Below are 15,543 nucleotides of genomic sequence, written 5' to 3'. Positions count from 1 at the left end.
CCAGCCCGGCACGAGCGTCGCCGCGTCGCCGATGAAGACACGACCGCCGAGCGCTTCGAAGTGGCGGGCGTAGGCTTGCACGAGTGCCTCGGGGTCGCTGACCGAGGCTGCTGACGTGTAGCGTAGCCCCCCGACCAGGGTTGCGTTCAGCCCGGGCTCAAGTGCGTATAGGCGCTCGGCATCGAGCGACTCGTACTCGACGCCGAATTCGCGAGAGCATCGTTCGGCGTCACGCAGTTCATGGTCCTGCTTGACACGGGTATGAAACACCTGGATCCAGCCGTTTTGTCGCAATAGGCCGGACACACCCGCGGCTGCAGCAAGAACGCGGTGCTCAGCCACGCAATGCTGGATTAGCGTCGCGTTGGCGCGCGCGATCTGGGCATGCCGGGCGGGCTCCGAATGCCACCAGTAACTCAACAGAAACGGTGAGATCCTTGGCATCGCGCTAGGGTGGTAGCGCGCATCGGGCGCGCGGTTGAGGGCGTAGATCAGCAATTCATTGATGGATCGCGGGAACGCGTATGGATAGACACCCTCGCGCTGGATAAGTCCTGCGTTGCCAAGAGAAGTCTCGCTTCCTGGGACTTTGCGATCCACGAGCGCGACCGCGCGGCCCCGCTGCTGCAGATGGACCGCGACTGAAACACCAACAATGCCGCCGCCAAGCACGACCGCGTCAAATTTCATCATCGTTTCTCGTCTTCATTTCGTGTCACAGAAGCGTACCCACGGCTGGTCGGAGTGGTCGCGACGACCGAGGTTGTCTTTCATCACTCATGATCCCGCACAGGGCCGTCAAACACGCGTCTTGACTGAAGATAGAGACCTAGCAGTCTAGCCGGGCCCGCGCGAGCAACTGGTAGGGCGAAGGCGCAGACCGCTTTTGATCTCACACAAGAGCGAGGGCTCTATCGAGAGATTGCAAGTTTAGCCGATCCTGCTCGAACGCTCGGCCGGCGGTGGCTCCAAGCCCTGGCTTGCTCTAGATCACGGGCAAGGCGGACCAACGTGGCCTCATTTCCAAATCGACCAACGAATTGAAGGCCGATTGGCAGCCCGTCTTCACTCTGCGAGAGTGGCAACGATACAGATGGATGCCCGGTTACGTTAAATACTCCAAGATAGGCGTATAGCGCTTCATTCGCTTCCATGAACTCCGTTGCGGAGAGCGTTGGGTTGGTCGTGGAATAGACGCCGCCATGCGGCATCGGCAAAGTCGGCATCGTGGGAGTAAGCAGGACGTCATACGGGTCGATCGCCTGACCGACTTGGTATCGCAGGCTCCGCAATGCCTCCATGACGTCGCCTAAGGAAGGCGGCCGTGTCGCTTGGCAATATTCATAAAGCTTGAGATTGATCGGCTCCAGGGTGTCCGCGTTAATTTCCTTCCCCGTGGCACGGGCATCATCTTGGAGAGAGCTTACCTCGACTTGGAATCTGCTGTGCAAGATTGTCATTCGCAGCCGCTTACGCTCGGCGGGATCACACGGCGGCTTAATTTCCGTCACAACATGTCCCATTTGCTCAAGCAGCGCCGCCGTCGAATCGACAGCACTTAGAACCTGCGGCTCGATATCAACATCGCCCCACCTGGTCCTGGCAACGCCCACCCTCAGGGCTCCGGTGCGCTCTGAAAGCTCCTCGACGTAGGGACGACTCGGCTGGACAATTATGAAGGGATCGCCTGGGTGAGGGCCGGAAAAGACGTCGAGCGCGGTAGCCATGTCGCGCACCGTCCGACATACAACAGATATATAGCCGAGGCCAAAGAATGGATCTTGGTTGTTCGGCCCACCGGAAATGCGTCCGCGGGACGGCTTCATCCCAACAAGACCGCACCAAGACGCCGGGTGGCGAGTCGATCCACCACCATCACTTGCGTGCGCGATCGGAGTAATGCCGGCTGCGACGGCCGCCGCGGCCCCACCGGAGGACCCTCCCGCAGACCGCTCCAAGTTCCATGGATTGCGCGTGACTCCGTTGAGAATGGATTCAGTGAACCCGGCCGTGCCAAGCTCGGGCGTGGTGGTCCTGCCTATAGTCCGAAGGCCAGCCTCACGAGCGCGACGAAAATAGAAGCTATCCGAGCTCGGACGATAACCCTTGTATAGACGACATCCACTCTCTTGGAGGCGCCCGGCTTCGGCGACCCCAACATCCTTCCGGAGAAAGGGCACACCTTGAAAGAGCCCGTCGTCCGCGCCCGCGACAGTCTCAGCATCTTCATAGAATTCGATGACGGCATTGATGTGAGGGTTGACCTCTTCGAAAGCCTGACGAGCTAGCTGAGTCAACTCCAGGGGAGTTACCTCGCCGGCCTTCACAAGGGAGGCCAAACCGGTGGCGTCTTGATCGACGTACTCGCGTAGTTTCATCAGTGCCCCCAAGTAGACAGATGAACATCTTAGGGATGTTTGTGCTGTTGTACCGTGCAAGTTTTTGAGCGATCACGCAGCATTCCCGCGCTATTTCGGAACAGGCGCGGGAAAGCGGCTGCAGTTCGCGATGACGAGCAATGAGCTTTCGCGGTGTCTTCCGAAAGGCGCACTTTCCAAGGGGAAATATTTTCAGCGACTGGCGATCGAAGTTGATTTAGGCAAGCGCGAACGCTCGGCGTCGAGAGACGTGCCGTTAACTGGCTGCGGGTTGCTCACTCGCGCGCAGCTGACGGGCCCTCTACGTTCCGAGTTCAACCGATGCCAGAATGCACGACCTCTGTCCCCACTTGGCCATTGAACGCCCTCGAAGGGCCCGCTCCGTGGTCCGAATGCGAACCACGGAACACCTGTTTGCAGCGAGTATTCGGTCAGACCGGACTGAGCCGCCCGACAGCTAATTCAGCCCGCGGGCCCCTCGGATCGAGACAGAACGGCCAGGTGGTTTATCGGGCCCGCCAAGCTAGCCAACGTTCCTGGATGTATTCGCTATTGGTTTTGCCATCCGGGCGCTTCGCCTCAAGCCAGGCAGAGTCAGTCATGACGCACTTTGGTGCGTTCTCGGGACTTATGTTAATGAGTGGCAGCATCTCAGGGGGCAGGTACTTCACCTGATTCGCATTCGGCCCGGGATACCCGGTGCCCTGTGTCCATCCCGCGGCAATCGGCGCTCGATTCAGGAAGGCGATAAGCTTTTGCGCGTTCTGTGTATTTGGTCCGCCCTTGAGTATTGCCGCGTTTACATAGCCTAACGCTGCCCCATCCCAGGCGAGCTTGATCGGCGCGCCCTGGCGGATCGCAGACAAGACGCGGCCGTCGTACACGGAGCTGATAGCGTATTCCCGGTTGGTCAAGAGTTGAGGCGCCTCGCCCCCGGCGGTCCACCACTTCGTTATGTGCGGCTTGATCTCACTCAGCTTTGCCAGCCCGCGATCAATCTTGTCATCGGTGAGCGGCCAAATATCTTTGTTCGCGACACCATCCGCGAGGAGCGCGAAAACAATGTTACGAGGAGCATTAGGCGCAAAGAGCCCACGCGGTCCGGGAAAGTTTTTCACGTCCCAAAAGTCTGCCCAGTTCTGCGGTCCGCCCTTGGGAAAAGCTCGATGATCGTAGGCCAGCAGCATCGCGACCCCGAATATCGCGACGGCATCATTAAGACGGGCCTGCATGGGCGTTCCCTCCAGCGATTCCTGCTCCCAAAGGCTGTAGTCGATTGGCACGAACATCCCGGCATCATGCAGTTGCTGATAGTTGTCGATATATGCGATGTCCCAATCGATTCGGCCGGCCTGATTCATCGCCTTGACCTGGGATTCGGCGAAATCGCCGACGACATCTATCACCTTGATACCGGTAGCCTTTGTGAACGGCTCATAAACATGCTTTCGAACGCCTTCGGTAAAGGTGCCGCCGTAGCTGAAAACTACGACCTCGCCACTACCGGCGAGCTTATCCTGTGCAAGCGCGCTTGTCGAAATGAATGGCGCGGTGAGTAAAGTTGCTGCTGTCGACTGGAGCAACGAGCGCCGGCTCAGGCGAGAGCGTGAATAGTTGCTGGAATCCCATTTCATCATTGCGTTTTCCCCCTTATGTTGTGCAGCTTGAATTCGTTCTGCGCATGAATGCACAAGATCGTAGTGCTTGCCTGAGCCAGAAAGCCGCAAAAACGAACGCAAGACTGGAGAAATTCTGCAAAATCAGCGACTATTCGCGCTGTTTGGACGCCAATAGATTGCGTACTTTTGTATGGTTCACCGCATCATCAACTCGGAGGCTAACATGCGGCAGTATGCAAGAGCCTCTGCGGCTGTCGGCAGCGTTCGTGTTGGCGCTGCGCGGCGCCCAATCACCCAGACTGATCGCACGGATCGCCACACGGGAGATGAGGAGGATCTTCGCCCCAGTCGGCTTATTTCGGAGCGTCGGAATCCAAACAGGCTCCCGATGGGCATACCGGGAGCCTTCTTTGGAGGTTTGAGTTAGATCGTCAAGAGCAGTCAGTATCTCCTTCCGTCAGTTTATCGAATAGTTAGAAATTGCGCTGAGCGCGCAGTAGCAGCACGAGGCTATTCTGGTCCTTCAGCTCATAAACAGCCGGCGGCTTGGCGATACCCGCCTGCAGCGGGAGGGTGACCGTACTCCCCCCCGCGTACTTCTGGTCGAGCATCATGTACGCGAGCTCGCCCGTAAAGGTCAGGCCCTTGACAGGCGTCCAGGAGGTCGACGTACCAACGACCGCGTAGTTGAAGTTAGGATTGCAGCCCGCCGCCCCGCTCGAGAGCGTGAGGGTCGCAACAAAGGCTCCGCAGATGTAATCCTTGGCTGTGTTGTTGTACCGGACGGCAGCCCACGCGCCGAAAATGGTCGAATTCCAGTAAGGATCCCAGTTGTGGGTATAGCCACCGTTGAAGCCATACGTCGTGGTTAGCTCTTGACCAGCACCGGCCACGAACACGGAGTCCGAAACACCAGCAAGCCCGAGACTTTGGTAGGACCCAGCCACGCTTGCACCACCGTACATCGCGAAAGAGTAGCCGAGATAGTCATGGAAGTTGTAGCTGCTCGCACCGTTAGTATACACACCCGTCAAGTTGATCGTGTCACCCGCGCCGGTCGGGAGGTTCTTGATCGACAGCGCCAACTGTCCAGCCCAGCCCCACTTGTCGCCCGGATGGCCAGTTACTTCGGACGCGCCATAGTAAGCCGCGTGGTTGTCGTGAGCCGCGAACGACGCCTGGAACAGGCCCCAAGCCTGGTCAACACGAACTCTTGCGACGAGGTCTGGAGCTCGGGAGCCCCCGATATTGTTGGCACCGTAAAAGCCCGCTGCAAGACCGGTTGCCGTCGCGCCACTCACGTTCCAGACGTTGGTCGTGTAATTTTGAACCTGGTCCTGAGCGGAGAACGAAGCCGAAATACCTTGGCCAAGATCGGCAGTATACGAGATTTGGTTCACAGGATCCCATCCTGCAGAGCCTGGCAACTCGATGACGTTTGCCGGATATTCGGCCCACGGGGTCCTGAACTGCGACTCCGCCTTACCGAACGTGAAGCCGGCGAACTGGATGAATGCATAATAGACGCCGAGCGAACCACCAGCGATTTGAGAGCCGGCAGAACTCGTATAGGATGTGGCGCCATTCACGCCAGTTGAGCCAGCGCCGCTATACGTACCGGTAGTCCAAGTGAACACCAGCTCGGCGAAGGTCCGCACGACACCGTACTCCGTGGCAGTACGCGTATCAATTCTCAGATCTTGCCGGGTCCGCGTCGTGTAGTAGTTGCTGAGGCGGTTCTGCGCGCCAGCGACACTGCGGTTGGCCGCATCGAGATCATAACTACTCGCGAATATCGCATCGGCACGCAGGTACCCTCCAAGCTTGATGCACGTGTCGGTCCCCGGGATGTAATAGAACCCCGCTCCGTAGAGCGAGCAGACCTTCACGTACTCGATAGCCTTGGCCTTCACCGGAAGATCGGCGGCTTGCGCGCCGCCCCCGACGAGCATCGCCGCAGAACCGAGAATAAGACTCTTCATCACTTTCATGGATGAACCTCCAAGTTGGAAAACGTCGTTTCCGCCCTTCAAAGATCCGCCTCTCTTAGCCCCACCGACCTGCGGCGCTTGACGGAACGACTTCGAGGCGCCCCCTCGCTGTCCATAGCCGTATAATTGGACAAATCCATTGTTGCAATCCATTGTTTACTACTGGCGATGTCTGGGGTGCCACTGTTGTATTTTGACAACTACTTTGGGGAAAGCGTTTCAAAACAATCTCATAGTTTAGCCCATGAGCCAAAAAGCGCCGCGAAGGGCATGCCGCGGCAGCTCAATCTTGGAGGTTGATACGAACTTTGGTAAGAATTCTGTAACTAAACAGTGTATATAAACCCGCAACAATTGAAATAGTCAATTGTTTTTACCTGCTATGCGAGTCGATAGCCTGTTTATGAGCACCAGAGACGGTTAGTTACAGTTGCACGCGTAAGGCGATCGGGCTGCATCCTACCGGCGGCACGGAAACATCTGGCGGAAGAACCACCATGGCTGAAAACGAACATCTGAATAGGGCTGCTACTGACTTCATCTGGAACATCGTTGAGATCCACTCCCAGCTTGAGGGGATTCACAAGAGCTGGGCGCTGAGGCTCGGAATTAGCGAACCACAATGGCTGATCCTAATGGCGATCGACGAGCTGGATAAAGGTCGCGGGATCTCGGGAGTTGAGGTTGCGAATAAGCTGCGGATCGATCCCGCCTTTGTAACGAATCAGACAAAGAAGCTTGAACAGATGGAGTTCTTGACACGCACCACGTCGCCCGACGACGCAAGATATCTGCAAATCTCGCTGACCCAAAGGGCGCGCGCGGAAATTACCACTCTTTCGGCGACGCGAGACGCGCTCAACTCGACGATGTTTGGCGGGCTGGACCAGGAGTCCCTGGACTACCTCAACAAGCGGCTATCCTCGATAGCTAAGAACAGCCGCCTAGCATCCCAAAAATTGAGCATAGGCTTATTGTAGGCGTGAGCTGACCCTGCCGAGCCCTCGCTGTGTCTAAGGCTAACGCGACGCCTTCATTGTGCGCGGGCTTGGCTTTCAGGGTTGTGAGCAAGCTTCTGCTTCAACCATCCAAAAATGCAATCGTCGGAGATCACGAAGTTCTCAATGTCCCCGAGTGAAGTTTGTGTTACCCGAGGCATGGCGACATCCAAATCAATTTGGGTCGCTACGCAGTCCGCTTTCAATTGGAACGCTTCCGTCACGCTGACCATGCCGCGTCCACCAGCGACGACGAGAACCGGGCGTCGCAGTTGCCCCGCGAATCGTGAACGATGCGTTGATATCATGTTCTCGTCCGTTGGAGCTGCACTCCTCGTGATCCAGCCGATCGCGGCCTCGTTACGAGCCCAATTCCAGAGGCCACCATCACAGACGGCCGCAGCGACTCGATCATCAGATGCAGCAAAATCGCTAGCTAAGACGGCCGATAATCCTTCTCCGTAAACGCCAATCCGACCCTGATCGACATCAGGACGAAGCGACAGGTGATCCAGGCAGCACGACAACAATAGTTCTGCTTGGCCACGCCACTGGCTCGATATGTCGTCGTGAGAAAGGACCATGACTGATAGGCCGCGCCCGACCACCACGGGCAAGAGCCTTCCGAGCAGCACAGCCCCCGGTTCTTCTTCCATGCTCAAGCAAATCACTGCTGGCGCTCGCACATCGCCATTGCCCGCTCGAAGGTAGCAGGCGGTAATGCGGTGATCGCAACATGAAATTTGTACCTTTTCGACGCTCTGCTCGTAAGCCGACGCAAATCGTTCAACAACATCCGAGATCTTTACGGAGATGTGGCCTATTGTACCGTCTTGCTCCAGCAGTCGGCGAGCAACTTCGAAGGAGGTCAAAGCGCATAGCCAAGCCTCGATCGCTTCAGCAGAAGCACCTTTTTTGAGGTTCTGGTCGCCTAGTAGGTATTGTGCATGCCCGATGCTTGTCCACCTTGCGCCCCAGTCCTGTCGGCTCGTCGTCCCGTGGATGCTATCGAGATTGTCTAAAAACACCGCAGCACCCTGCCGCGTGGAACAAAGATCACTCCTCATGTGCGGCCAAGCCGTGTACTCCATCCGTGTCCCCTCGCGTATGGTGATCTCCCTTAGAACGGCCAGACAATCCATCCGCTCCCAGGACGGAAATCACCTACTAGCCGGCTCACCAGGTGCCTCTTTTTTGAGCCTGATGGTACGCGGGTTCCAAATAGAAAATCGTCTATTTTGGACCGGTTACTTCGGGAATTCTGCGTCGGATCGTCCGACTGCGCAGCTTTTTACCAACCGGTTTAGCTTGGAGAACCGGCATTTGGACTGTCGCGTTACACGATGAGTGGGCAAACAGAGTACATAGCAGGATTGCCCTGCCATCGCGGCAGAACCGAGCGCGGGAGTGGTACCAACCTGGAGAACGCATTCCTGTGTTATTGAACCGCCCCGGGTTTGCCGGAGGCCATTTGATTTAAGTATGCCGCCATGGCGGGTTGTTCCAGCATGGCGTAGTAGCGTTGCTCGGCTTCGGCCGGCGGTATGTTGCCGATGGGCTCCAGGAGCCTTCGGTTGTTTAACAAGTCGACCCATTCCAGCGTCGCGAACTCGACGGCCTCGAAGCCGCGCCATGGTCCGCGCCGATGGATCACCTCGGCCTTGTAGAGACCGTTGATGGTTTCGGCGAGAGCATTGTCATAGGAATCTCTGACGCTGCCGACAGAGGGCTCCACGCCGGCTTCGGCCAGGCGCTCGGTGCATTTAATGGATACGTATTGGGCGGCCCCTGTCGCTGTGGTGCACGAGTCCGCCGCGATGGACCGGTCGTCGATCATGCAGTGCCTGCTCCAGCGCATCGAGCACGAAGCCTGCATGCGCCGTGCGCGAGGCTCGCCAGCCCACGATCCTGCGGGCATAGGCGTCGATCACAAAGGCGACGTAGACAAAGCCGGTCCAGGTCGCGACATAGGTGAAGTCGGAGAGCCAGAGAACATTCGGCCTTGGCGCCTGAACTGGCGGTTGACGTGATCCAGCGGGCATGGCGCAGCCTTGTCGCTGATCGTGCTCTTGACGGGTTTGCCGCCATGACCCCTTGCAAACCCATGTCCCTCATCAGTCGCGACACCGTGCAACGGGCAACATCGAAGCCTTCGCGCTTGAGCTGGCGCCAGACCTTGCGCACGCCGCAGACGCGGAAGTTCTGATCGAAGACGCGCCGGACCTCGATCTTCAGCGCAGCATCCTGCCTGGCGCGCGCCGACAACCTGGCGGGATCCCGCCGCTTGGCGACATGGGCGTGATAGGTCGAGGGGGTGATCGGCAACACCTTGCAGATCGGCTCGACCCCATGCGCCCCACGATGATCGTCGATGAAGGCGATCATGGCTTGGATCGGCGGTCGAGCTCCGCCATCGCACAATAGGCGCGTGCCTTGCGCAGGATCTCGTTGGCCTGCCGAAGCTCACGGTTCTCCCGTTCCAGGGCCTTCAGCTTCTTGGCCGTCTCAGTCGGAACGCCGGTCCGCTGTCCGCTGTCGATCTCGGCCTTCTTGACCCAGTCATGAAGCGTTTGCGGTGTGCAGCCGATCTTGGCAGCAATCGATGTCACCGCCGCCCAGCGGGACGGATGCTCGCTGGCGTGATCCAGAACCATCCGAACCGCTCGGGTCCGGACCTCGGGTGAAAACTTGTTCGTCGTCTTGCTTGTCATGGCTCCATCCTCTCAGGAGTTGGAGCCTCCGGCCAACCCGGGGCGGTTCATATTCAAAGAACAGTCGTGTGACATCGCAGTGGCTGCGACCGTCTCGCGCCCAAGATAGCGCGGCGGCGCAACAAACGTGAAGGGGCAATTTCGGACGAGGTTTGCTCGAACATGCATTGTCTGACTTGCCCTCATCAAGTACCGATGGTCTTCTTGAACAGATCAGTGGCGGGATTGGCTCATCGGTGCGCCCTGATGCTGATTCCGTCTCTAATGCGCCCGGAAAAGGCGTGCAAAGTTGATGCGAAGTCATCAGACGTCCGATGGATATTGGAAAATTCCTCGTCTTAGATGCGATCTTAGGTGGCGAGCCTTCGGGCAAATGTAGGGGATGCCGACAGATTGGCCTCCCATCGGACATGGAATAGAAGTCGACGGCTTTCTTGAATTGGCCATATAGCAACCTTTCTGGATCCCGGTTGATATCCACGACCCATCCAATGTGTGTCGCCTCTATCTCGTTCACGTCCAATCCAGGTAAAAAATCGTAGAGGTGTGGAGATGCCAGTCGGTGTCCCTGAGCCATGCTCGATGAATGACCACGGAACGTCGTTGCCGCTGCGCTGCAAGCTGGCAATGATAGAAATCGAGCGCCCTTAGTGAACGGTGTCCGACACAGATTCTCATCGAATCCCCTCGCGTCGGCGATCTTATCGGTCATGAGTACGGCGCGTTCTGGAGGCTCGAGCAAACATCACCATCCGCCCCGCTATCTGGGCGAACGACGCCCCTCGCGCATCTCCCGTCACTTTCACAGGGCAAGTGTGGCTGGCGAGGCTTAGCTTGTGAGACAGCCGGCTTTCGCAGGGTCTCTAAGCTCGGGCCTTCGAACACGGTCGGAAAGCCGTACTATGTCGACCGGCCATCAATAGAGATGCATTCGTGACGGCATCATAGACCGCAAGGCCGGACTTCTCGCGCACGTGTTGAGCCACGGCGGGAAATCCTGCGCATTCGAATAGAAGGACGTTGATATCTTCGTTGCGCTTCCGCAAGTCTTCGACTGCAGCGAGCACGTCCCTCGTCAAGCCTTGATCAACGCCATTTTTGTTAGACGCTTCCGATCCCGTGCACTGGCCATCTGAGTCCGACATAATCGCGGCCCAAGTCTCGGAGTTCTCGATTCCAGCAACTGCTACACGGTCTTGGGACTCTAGGCCGGCTAGCTTCAATAGATCGGACGTTAGCGGCCTGGAATCGAAACTCACGATGCCAACGCGTCCATCGATCATGGTAAGGAGAGACGGAAGCAGAAGCAGGGAAGACATGGATACGGGAACTGGTAGGGCCCGTATCATTGCCTTTTGATACTTGATTGAAAACCCGCAATTGCTTGTGATGGCGGACGCACCATCGCGCACCAAGTCTTTCGCCGCGCTTATGAACGCAGCTTCCATCTTCTCGTCCTCGCCTCCGAAAACAACATTTTTGACCCACGCGCCTGGAACACGACGACAGATCGTTGGAAATGGAAAAGTCGCTGGATGGAAGAGTGATCCGCTTCGCGCCTGTGCGGGATCCTCTAGCATCAATATGCCGAGCGCACGGCGACCCTGTGTCATGTTATCTCTGCCAGTTTCATCTCAGAACTACCAAGCCTTGATCTCGATCTTTACCGACTGAGCGATCTCGCATGATTTGCGCCAACAGAATTAGCCGTGGGCCTCGACCTAGCTGCGGCCGGAGAGCCGAAAGACTTCTTGGATTACCGACGGAGCCTGGAAACGCTTCCGCACGCCGAATCAGAAGTACTCGGGTTCCGTTTGGCCATTACCAGCTGTGCCTTGAACTGCCCCAGCAGACTAGGCAAACATCTCTACTTGACGAATAGCTTGCGCGGGGTCGACGTTAGCGGCTCGTGCCCGTTCTCGGTAACGGCGAACGACTGGGTGATGGTGATCCCCACGGTGTCGAGCCACAGGCCAGGCATCATATGGAAGGTCATGCCAGGCTGCAGGACAGTTTCATCTCCCTTGCGCAGGCTGGCGGTGCGCTCGCCGACCGCGGGCGGGAATCCCACTCCGATCGAATAGCCGAGCCTTGCTTCCTTCTCAAAACCATGGCGGGCAAGCGCCTTTCGAAAGACCTCCTCTAGCTCGGAGCACGTCCGTCCGGGGCGGACACTCTCGAGGCTCGCATTCAAGGCCTCGACAACGACTTCCGACAGCAGCTGGTATTTTGGGGAAGGATTTCCGACCACGATCGAACGACTGAGATTGACTTGGTAGCGATGCCGGTTTCCAAAAAGTTCGAGATTGATCGACGTCGATGCGGGCAGTGCTTCGTCGGTCCAGGCGGCGTGTGGCGCAATCGCGCGCTCGCCGATGCAAAGATAGGGAGGCGAGCAGGCATAAGATCCCCCACAATCCGGCGTGCCCGCCATCATCTGGTAGTAGACCGCAGCCGCGATGTCGCATTCACGCACACCGGGCTTAATGATATCAATGGCCCGCTGCATCATCGCGTCGGCAATCCTGCCGGCTTGGCGCATGATTGCGATCTCGGCCGGGCTCTTTACGATGCGGATCCAGTTGACGAGCACGTCCGCATCCACAAACCGGGCGAGCGGTAGTGCGCGAATCAGGTCGGCATGTGCACGCGCAGAATAGTAGTACCCCCCCATCTCCACGCCAATCGTCGCCCGCTCGCCGCCCATCTCTTTTGCAACGTCAGCCATGAAGTCGTACGGCGACAAGTTCGATTGCACATAGCGATCGGGGTAGGCCCTGATGCTCTCGTCGGAGAGATACGTGGTCATAACCGCCGAAATACGATCCATGAACCGCCCAATCCAGATCGGCTCGTCATGATTGAGCGCAACGATCACCGTTTGCGGCGTATAGAAAGAGTATGCATTATAGCCGGTCAGATAATTCTGGTTGGCCGGTTCCGAGAGGATCAGGATATCGATTCCCCTGCTAGCCATCGCCTGCTTGACGGCCGTAACTCGCGCTGCGAATTCGGCGCGATCGAAATGCAGTTGCTTCTTCATCAACACTTATCCCGGGTAGGTCGACCAATTGTGGTCAGTAGCTGCGGCTTCTTCCAATTTGTTGCAGTTGAGCGAGGCGGCGAGCTCAGGCCATTGATGCCATAGTCATCTGGCAGAGGCAGGCAATATCGTAAACAGGCAACTTCGAAGTACGACGAATCGCGGGCGCCACGACCGGGAATGCCGCGCATTCAAACAGTATAACCTCGATCTCCGGATGCGATGTGCGGAGACGATCGATGCAGCCAGCAACATCCATCTCGATGGCGGCGACATCGGTCGGGGGGGCCGGTTTCTTCAGCTCATCATGCCAAAACTTGCCACCCTCGATACCGCCGATCACGACCCGCTTCCTGTGGTCCGGGTCATCTATCCCCAGCAGGTCTTGACCACAATGTTTTGAGTCATAGGTAAGGACGGCAATCTTGCCTCGCGGTGAGAGTTGGCGGAGCAATGCCGGTAACAAAAGCAAGCTGGACATGACCACCGGCACGTTCACCGAGGCGGCCACCGCTTGCTGATGACGGACAGAGAAGCCGCAGGTCGAACTGATTGCGACAGCCCCCCTGGCAATCAGCCGCTGCGCGGCCGCAATAAAGGCGGCCTCGAGCGCCGGGTCGCCGCGGACGACGTTCTCAACCCAAGCGCCTGCGACCGTTTCCAAGATCGTCGGGAAGTCAAACGTGGCCGAATTCAGCATCGAGCCGGGAGGCGGCACGGCAGGCTTGGCGCCCGGCGGCAGCCCTCGTTCGAGGTGAAGGATTCCGAGAGAGCGAGGAGCTTGGGATGTCATGCACAAAAGCATAGCCCGCTTTGCGGTCGAATTCCGCTGATATGCGATCCGTTCTGTCGAAATTCTGCGCTGTGCGGCTAGGGGCACGAGTTTTGCCGCGGACAGCCGCCGTTTTTCGCAACTTCACGGAGGATCGCGATAGCCGATCGCCAGCGGGACCTTGAGCAACGCGGCCCGGCAAATTGCAAGCCGCGACTTCCTCATTCTTCGCGTTTTCCCGCTACGTGGTCGGATCCTGGAGCTGGCGGAGGGAAGCTCATGTCGTTTCACGGTGTGTCAAGAAGTCGAAATCGCAACCGTCCGGTGCCTGGAGCACGCTCTTCCGATACAGCGACTTGTAACCCCGGTCGGGCCCAGCCAGCGGCCGATGCTCGGCCAAGCGTCGCTTGATCTCGGACTGTTCAACAAGAAGATCAATGCTCTTGTTAGCTATCGAAAGCCGGATGCGATCGCCATCGCGAACGGCCGCAAGGGGACCTCCAACGACCGCCTCGGGCGAGATGTGCAAAACGATCGAGCCAAAGGCCGTCCCTGACATGCGAGCATCAGAAATGCGTATCATGTCCTTTACGCCTGCTTGGGCAAGTTTCTTCGGGATTGGCAAGTAGCCAGCTTCCGGCATGCCGGCAGCAACAGGGCCGGCGTTCTGCAACACCAGAACGTCGTCGGGCCTAACGTCCAGGTCCGGATCATCGATCCGCCTGCCCAAGTCATCCAACCCGGTAAATACAACGGCCCGTCCTTCTGACTCGAACAACGAAGGTGTCGCCGCAGCCCTCTTGAAGAGAGCGCCGTCCGGCGCCAAGTTGCCGGTCAGCGCGACCAATCCTCCCGTCCTGGAAATCGGTTCGTCGAACGAGCGAATAACGGCGCGATCTACCCAATCAATGGCCTCGGCCAGGCGGTCCTCCAGGCGGCGGCCCCCAAGATCGATTGTGTCCAGGTGAAGAAGTGGGCGCAATTCTCGTAACAGCGCTCCCATGCCACCCGCTGCATGGAAATCTTCCATGTAGCCTTGGCCAACCGGCTTTAGATCCACCAGCACCGGCGTCTCGTCCGAAAGCTCGTTGAACCGTGACAACGGAATCTTGATCCCCAGGCGGCCCGCGATCGCAGCCAAGTGTACAACAGCGTTGGTCGAGCCTCCCACTGCCAGCAAGACTCGCAAAGCGTTCTCGATAGATTTGCGCGTGATGATGTCTCGAGGGGTGAGCCTGCTGGTGATCAGCCCGACCGCAGCCTTACCGGTTTCTTCAGCCGCCACCAGGCGATCGGCATGAACGGCGGGAATGGCTGCAGTGCCGGGCAGCGACATGCCCAAGGTTTCGGCGATACAAGCCATCGTTGACGCAGTGCCCATAACGGCGCAGGTCCCGGCTGTCACCGACAGGCGTCCCTCCACGGTCCGAATCTCGTCGGCGTCGACAGTACCGGCTCGATAGTTTCCCCAGAACCCGCGACAGTCAGTGCATGCGCCGAGCCGTTGACCTTTGTGCCGTCCCGTCGACATCGGTCCCGTGACGAGCTGTATCGCTGGCAGGTTTGCCGAAGCTGCTCCCATTAACTGCGCCGGCACTGTCTTGTCACATCCTCCAATCAGCACCACGGCGTCCATGGGTTGACCACCGATCATCTCTTCGGTGTCTATGGCCATAAGGTTGCGATACATCATGCTGGTCGGGTTGAGAAAGACTTCGCCAAGCGAGATGGTTGGAAACGGCCGAGGCAACGCCCCTGCCGCGAGGACGCCGCGCGAGACCGCCTCGACCAATTCCGGCATGTAGCGATGGCAGTTATTGAATCCTGATGGTGTCATCGCAATGCCGACGATTGGCTTTTCGAGCATCTCACGCGAGACCCCCATCGACCGGGCAAATGATCGGCGCAGAAAGCGGGCGAACTCCTTGTCGCCATAGTTGGTTAGTCCGTGATCTAGGCCGAGGAGCTTTTCAGTCATCGTTGCGCTCCGCGCCCGCCGGAAGATCGATAGTCGCTAGGCCGATGGTTTTC

At 58.0% G+C, this 15,543-nt stretch carries 9 protein-coding genes, 1 pseudogene and 1 other annotated feature; of the genes and pseudogenes, 1 reads left to right on the top strand and 9 read right to left on the bottom strand.

Features of this window, described 5'->3' with window-relative positions:
• From IVB32_RS23190 to IVB32_RS23175, 4 genes are all read right to left on the bottom strand, one after another.
• A partial coding sequence (locus tag IVB32_RS23190) for an FAD-dependent oxidoreductase (protein WP_247411597.1) occupies positions 1 to 693 on the bottom strand: 693 nt, incomplete at its 3' end.
• A gap of 218 nt (positions 694 to 911) precedes the next feature.
• The gene (locus tag IVB32_RS23185; RefSeq protein ID WP_247411595.1) at positions 912 to 2,378 is read right to left on the bottom strand and encodes an amidase; all 1,467 of its coding nucleotides are present in this window, start codon (positions 2,376 to 2,378) and stop codon (positions 912 to 914) included.
• 506 nt (positions 2,379 to 2,884) lie between these two features.
• Positions 2,885 to 4,015 (bottom strand): ABC transporter substrate-binding protein, encoded by a 1,131-nt coding sequence (locus IVB32_RS23180; protein ID WP_247411593.1) that lies wholly within the window; start codon positions 4,013 to 4,015, stop codon positions 2,885 to 2,887.
• A gap of 455 nt (positions 4,016 to 4,470) precedes the next feature.
• Entirely contained in the window at positions 4,471 to 5,988 is a 1,518-nt protein-coding gene (locus IVB32_RS23175; protein ID WP_247411591.1) for a porin, read from the bottom strand.
• Between the two features lie 497 nt (positions 5,989 to 6,485).
• Between IVB32_RS23175 and IVB32_RS23170 the strand changes: the two genes are divergently transcribed.
• Positions 6,486 to 6,968, top strand: a complete 483-nt coding sequence (locus IVB32_RS23170) for a MarR family transcriptional regulator (protein WP_247411588.1) — start codon at positions 6,486 to 6,488, stop codon at positions 6,966 to 6,968.
• 53 nt (positions 6,969 to 7,021) lie between these two features.
• Here the strand turns inward: IVB32_RS23170 and IVB32_RS23165 are convergent, their stop codons facing one another.
• The 5 genes and pseudogenes from IVB32_RS23165 to IVB32_RS23145 form a co-directional block, all read right to left on the bottom strand.
• Positions 7,022 to 8,014, bottom strand: coding sequence for a hypothetical protein (locus tag IVB32_RS23165; RefSeq protein ID WP_247411585.1), 993 nt, complete (start codon positions 8,012 to 8,014; stop codon positions 7,022 to 7,024).
• Positions 8,015 to 8,424: 410 nt separating this feature from the next.
• Positions 8,425 to 9,697: pseudogene (locus IVB32_RS23160) on the bottom strand (IS3 family transposase).
• Positions 9,297 to 9,413: a sequence feature (AL1L pseudoknot), on the bottom strand. (Overlaps the previous pseudogene by 117 nt.)
• Before the next feature lie 1,867 nt (positions 9,698 to 11,564).
• Positions 11,565 to 12,740, bottom strand: a complete 1,176-nt coding sequence (locus tag IVB32_RS23155; RefSeq protein WP_247411582.1) for a Xaa-Pro peptidase family protein — start codon at positions 12,738 to 12,740, stop codon at positions 11,565 to 11,567.
• 85 nt (positions 12,741 to 12,825) lie between these two features.
• A complete protein-coding gene (locus IVB32_RS23150) occupies positions 12,826 to 13,533 on the bottom strand; it encodes a hypothetical protein (RefSeq protein ID WP_247411581.1) in 708 nt (235 codons plus the stop codon).
• A gap of 256 nt (positions 13,534 to 13,789) precedes the next feature.
• The gene (locus IVB32_RS23145) at positions 13,790 to 15,490 is read right to left on the bottom strand and encodes a dihydroxy-acid dehydratase (RefSeq protein ID WP_247411579.1); all 1,701 of its coding nucleotides are present in this window, start codon (positions 15,488 to 15,490) and stop codon (positions 13,790 to 13,792) included.
• Between the last annotated feature and the right edge of the window lie 53 nt (positions 15,491 to 15,543).

Source organism: Bradyrhizobium sp. 23 (assembly GCF_023073295.1).
Taxonomy (GTDB): Bacteria; Pseudomonadota; Alphaproteobacteria; order Rhizobiales; family Xanthobacteraceae; genus Bradyrhizobium; species Bradyrhizobium canariense_D.
Note: the sequence above shows the minus strand (reverse complement) of the source record. Positions and strands in the feature narration are given on the sequence as shown.